The organism is Bradyrhizobium sp. P5_C11_2 (assembly GCF_054049755.1).
This window is the reverse complement of the sequence record NZ_JBFULT010000572.1, coordinates 1-4793: the sequence shown is the minus strand read 5'-3', so window position 1 is coordinate 4793 and position 4793 is coordinate 1. Positions and strand designations below refer to the sequence as shown.

5 protein-coding genes and 1 pseudogene are annotated in these 4793 nt (G+C 64.8%); 3 read left to right on the top strand and 3 right to left on the bottom strand.

Annotated features, from left to right (window positions below):
- A pseudogene (locus ACXJL8_RS34320) lies at nucleotides 1-401 on the bottom strand (M23 family peptidase); the annotation flags it as partial.
- A 46-nt stretch (nucleotides 402-447) separates the two neighbouring features.
- Complete coding sequence (gene efp, locus ACXJL8_RS34315) at nucleotides 448-1014, bottom strand: elongation factor P (RefSeq protein WP_456624033.1); 567 nt, start codon at nucleotides 1012-1014, stop codon at nucleotides 448-450.
- A gap of 162 nt (nucleotides 1015-1176) precedes the next feature.
- Between efp and epmA the strand changes: the two genes are divergently transcribed.
- From epmA to ACXJL8_RS34300, 3 genes are read left to right on the top strand one after another with little or no spacing between them, the layout of a single operon-like run.
- Nucleotides 1177-2241 carry an EF-P lysine aminoacylase EpmA gene (gene epmA / locus ACXJL8_RS34310; RefSeq protein WP_456624034.1) on the top strand — a complete coding sequence of 355 codons (1065 nt, stop codon included), beginning with the start codon at nucleotides 1177-1179 and terminating at the stop codon, nucleotides 2239-2241.
- Entirely contained in the window at nucleotides 2238-3332 is a 1095-nt protein-coding gene (locus ACXJL8_RS34305) for a lysine-2,3-aminomutase-like protein (RefSeq protein WP_456624035.1), read from the top strand. Before epmA ends, ACXJL8_RS34305 begins: the two co-directional genes overlap by 4 nt.
- Before the next feature lie 43 nt (nucleotides 3333-3375).
- Complete coding sequence (locus ACXJL8_RS34300) at nucleotides 3376-3627, top strand: hypothetical protein (protein ID WP_456624036.1); 252 nt, start codon at nucleotides 3376-3378, stop codon at nucleotides 3625-3627.
- Nucleotides 3628-3682: 55 nt separating this feature from the next.
- On the opposite strand, the gene ACXJL8_RS34295 is transcribed toward ACXJL8_RS34300, so the two are convergent.
- A complete protein-coding gene (locus tag ACXJL8_RS34295) occupies nucleotides 3683-4768 on the bottom strand; it encodes a 3-deoxy-7-phosphoheptulonate synthase (protein ID WP_456624037.1) in 1086 nt (361 codons plus the stop codon).
- Nucleotides 4769-4793: the final 25 nt, after the last annotated feature.

The window sequence follows — 4793 nt, the reverse complement described above, 5'->3', positions numbered from 1 at the left end:
GGATTGAAATCGGCCTGGTAGCGCGACAGCGCGAGCGTCGCCGGCGCGCCGCTGCGCTGTGCGTCGAGGTAAGCGGCGGCGTCGAACGGCAGCAGCACCGGAACGGAGCTGCGCGCAATGCCGGTGAAGAACTGCGAGGAGACCGCATTGAGCTGCACCAGCGCCGGCATCGCGCGCGGATCGTATCGCGGCACCGAACGGCGCGGCACGAAGATGAAATCGCCGGCAATCTGGGGGCGGCTGTTGATCTCGGTGCGGAGTTGGTCGAGCGCTGCGCGCCAATCGACGCGCAGGGCCGTGAGCGAGGGGCTGCGGAATTCGTCCGCCGCGACCGGGGTTGCAATGAGGAGCGAAAGCAACGCCAGGGCTTGCAAGACGAAGCGGAAACTCTCCCTACCCACTGTCTCGCCCCCCGGCGGTACCTGTCCCGATCCCTCAGTCCCTTTGTTAGTCCTTGGCGCGCTCGGAGTAGGAGCCGTCTTCGGTCATCACCACGATGCGGGTGCCGACCGCGATGTGCGGCGGCACGGTGGTGCGCACGCCGTTGGAGAGCACCGCGGGCTTGTACGAGGACGAAGCGGTCTGACCCTTGGTCACCGGCTCGGTCTCGACCACTTCCAGCGTCACGCGCTGCGGCAGCGCGAGCGAGACCACGTTGACGTCGTGGGTCGACAGCTTGACGGTCATCTCTGGCTGAAGATAGGCGGCCGCGTCGCCAACCACGTCCTTGGAAACCTGGACCTGGTCGTAGCTCTCGGGGTTCATGAAGTGGTAGCCGTCACCATCTTCATAGAGAAAGGTGAAATTGCGCTCTTCGATCGTGGCCTTTTCGACCTGGTCGGTGGTCTTGTAGCGTTCGGAGATCTTTACCCCGTCCGAGATTCGGCGCATTTCGATCTGGCTGACCGGGGTGCCCTTGCCGGGATGGATGTTCTCGGCACTGACGACGACATAAAGCTTGCCGTCTTGCTCGATCACGTTGCCCTTGCGAATAGAACTGGCGATGACTCTCAAAGCTGTATTTCCTGCTTGCTTGGCCCGGCTCAGGCCAGGACGTGGTCAAATTGATGGGGGACTTGGGGCCTCAAATCAGACCTCGGCACCCGTTTCGGGCCGCAACATACGCATTTTGTCGTTGAATGCCAGCATTTTGCTGGCCTGCGGGGTCGTCGGCTGATGGCTGGGGACAAGCCGATTTCGCCGTTCTGGTCGCCCTCGCGCCACCTGGACCGGCGGCCGTTCCTGCAGGCGCGGGGGGCCATTACCGGGTCACTACGGGGCTTTTTCGCCGAACAGGGCTTTGTCGAAGTCGAAACCTCCGTGCTTCAGGTCTCCCCGGGCAATGAGACCCATCTGCATGCTCCCCGGACCGAGATCATGCGGCCCGACGGCAGCCGGGCCAGCCGATATCTACGGACATCGCCGGAATTTGCCTGCAAGAAGCTCCTGGCTGCCGGCGAGGAGCGAATTTTCGAATTCGCACGAGTGTTCCGCGATCGCGAGCGCGGGGACCTGCATCTGCCCGAATTCACCATGCTGGAATGGTACCGGGCGGGCGCCCCCTATGACGCCATCATGGCCGACACCGTGGTGATTGTCGCCCGGGCCGCGCAGGCGACCGGGATCGGGACTTTCGCGTTCCGGGGCCGGACCGCCGACCCCTTCGCCGAGCCGGAACTGCTCACGGTTGCAGGTGCCTTCGAGCGGTTTGCGGGGATCGACCTGCTGTCGACAATCTCGGGCAACAGGGGTAACCGTGCCGCGCTCGCCCAGGCGGCCGGTGGTAGGGTCCGCGTCGCCGAGGACGACACCTGGTCGGACATCTTCAGCAAGGTCTTGGTCGAGCATGTCGAGCCGCATCTGGGGCAGGGCCGTTTGACCATTCTGTTCGAATACCCATCTCCGGAGGCAGCGCTGGCGCGGGTAAAGGCTGGCGATTCCAGGGTCGCGGAACGGTTCGAGGTCTATGCCTGCGGCGTCGAGCTCGCCAACGGCTTCGGCGAACTCACCGACGCCGAGGAGCAGCGCAAGCGCTTCACGGAATCGATGGTGGAGAAGCAGCGCCGCTACGACGAGGCCTATCCGCTGGACGAGGATTTTCTGGCCGCCGTTGCCGCCATGCCGGAGGCAAGCGGTGTCGCGCTCGGCTTCGACCGGCTGGTGATGCTGGCGAGCGGCGCTTCAAGAATTGATCAGGTGGTGTGGACACCGCCTGCAAATGAAACGCTAAGTGAAAAATGACGAAGACCAATCTTGCACGCACCTTGCGCGAACCGGCCGAACTCGTGGCCGAAGGCTTGGCGCCTGCCGCCGCGCTGCCTGCGCTCGAGCACGTCGCCGCGCGCTATGCGGTCGCGATCACGCCGGCGCTGGTCGAGCTGATCGACCCATCCGATCCCGACGATCCCATCGCGCGCCAGTTCGTTCCGAGCGCCGCCGAGCTCGAGGTGCAGCCGGGCGAGAACGCCGATCCGATCGGCGACCACGCGCACTCGCCGGTCCCCGGCATCGTGCACCGCTATCCCGATCGGGTGCTGTTCAAGCTGGTTCACGTCTGCGCAGTCTATTGCCGCTTCTGCTTCCGCCGCGAGATGGTCGGCCCCGGCAAGGAGAACGCGCTCTCGGAAGCGGCCTACCGCGCCGCCATCGACTACATCCGCGCGCACAGCGAGATCTGGGAAGTGATCCTGACCGGCGGCGATCCCCTGATGCTGTCGCCGCGGCGCATGGGCGAGATCATGGCCGACCTCGCCGGYATCGAGCACGTCAAGATCGTCCGCCTTCACACCCGCGTGCCCGTGGCGGACCCTGCGCGCATCAGCGACGAGATGGTCGCGGCACTGAAGGCCGAGGGCGCGACCACCTGGGTCGCGGTGCATGCCAATCATGCGCGGGAGCTGACGGGCGCGGCTCGCGCGGCCTGCGCGCGGCTCGTCGATGCCGGGATTCCCATGGTCAGCCAGTCCGTGCTTTTGCGCGGCGTCAATGACAGCATCGCCGCTCTGTCGGATTTGATGCGAGCTTTCGTCGAATGCCGGATCAAGCCCTACTACCTGCATCACGGCGATCTCGCGCCAGGCACCGCGCATCTGCGCGCCACGATCGCGGAAGGCCAGGACCTCATGCGTCAGTTGCGTGGACGGGTGTCAGGATTGTGCCAGCCTGACTATGTCATCGATATCCCCGGCGGCGCCGGCAAATCGCCGCTGGGCCCGAATTACGTGTTGGCGGAGCAAAATACCGCACCCGAGGCACGTGATGCGGCATTGGAAACGCGCTATCGTATCGTCGACTATTGCGGCGACGTTCATCTCTATCCGCCAGAGACCTGATCGGTTGAGATGCGAGAGCCGGCTTGAGGAACGGAGGAGCAAAATGAGAAACATCATCGCGGCACTATCGCTCCTGGTAGTGTTCGGCGGCACAGGCTTCGCGCAGAGCGGAAGCAAGGGATCGACGACGTCGGGACAGTCGGCGGGTTCCGTGCTGCCTGCGCCGGTYGGGCATCGCCAGCCGCGGGCTTCCGACGTGCCGAGCGAGAAGAATCTGAGCGATCCGAATAATCCGGTGAACAAGGAAGACGCGGCGCTGGACAAGAAAATCAAGAGCATCTGCCGCGGCTGCTGAGGCAGATGGATGTGCGGGCAGGGCGCGACAGCATCACCCCGCCCGCAATCGTCCGCTAGGCGGAACGCTCGTGGAGGCCCGCGCGCGTTGTATTGCGCCGGATCTCGACCGCGTCGGCGAGCTGCTCGAGCACCGTTGCCGTGGTCGCCCAGTCGATGCAGCCGTCGGTGATGCTCTGGCCGTAGGTCAGCGGCTTGCCCGGCACCACGTCCTGGCGGCCGGCGACGAGATTGCTCTCGATCATCACGCCCATGATGCGGTTCTCGCCGCCGGAAATCTGTCCGGCGATATCGGCTGCGACCAGCGGCTGGTTTTCCGGCTTCTTGCTGGAATTGGCGTGGCTTGCATCCACCATCACCTGCGGCGCGACGCCGGATTTCGCCAGCTCGTTGCAGGCGGCGGCGACGCTTTCCGCGTCGTAGTTCGGCTTGCTGCCGCCGCGCAGGATGATGTGACAGTCCTCATTGCCCGCCGTCGAGGCAATCGCCGAGCGGCCGAGTTTTGTGACGGCCATGAAGTGATGCGGATGCGAGGCTGATTTCACCGCGTCGGCGGCGATGCGCACATTGCCGTCGGTGCCGTTCTTGAATCCGACCGGGCAGGACAGCCCCGAGGCCAGCTCGCGATGGATCTGGCTCTCGGTCGTGCGGGCACCGATCGCGGCCCAGGACACCAGGTCCGCAATGTATTGCGGCGTCGTCATGTCGAGGAATTCGGCGCCGGCGGGCAGGCCGAGATTGTTGACCGCGGACAGCACGTTGCGTGCAAGCCGCAGGCCCTTGTTGATGTTGAAGCTGCCGTCGAGGTCGGGATCGTTGATCAGGCCCTTCCAGCCGACCGTGGTGCGCGGCTTCTCGAAATAGACCCGCATCACGATCTCGAGCTGGTCGGCGAGATCTTCGCGCAAGCTCGCAAGGCGCTCGGCGTATTCAAGCGCGGCCTTGGGATCATGCACCGAGCAGGGGCCGACCACGACCAGAAGCCGGTCGTCCTGGCCATTGAGGATGGCGTGGATGGCGTTGCGCGCCGCCATCACCACACGCGTTGCGGTGAGCGTGCGCGGGACTTCCCGCATCACCTCGTCCGGCGTGCTCAGCTCTTTCAGTTCGCGGATACGAAGATCGTCTGTCGTGCTTAGCACGGCGGGCTCCTGTCATTTTGAGAAC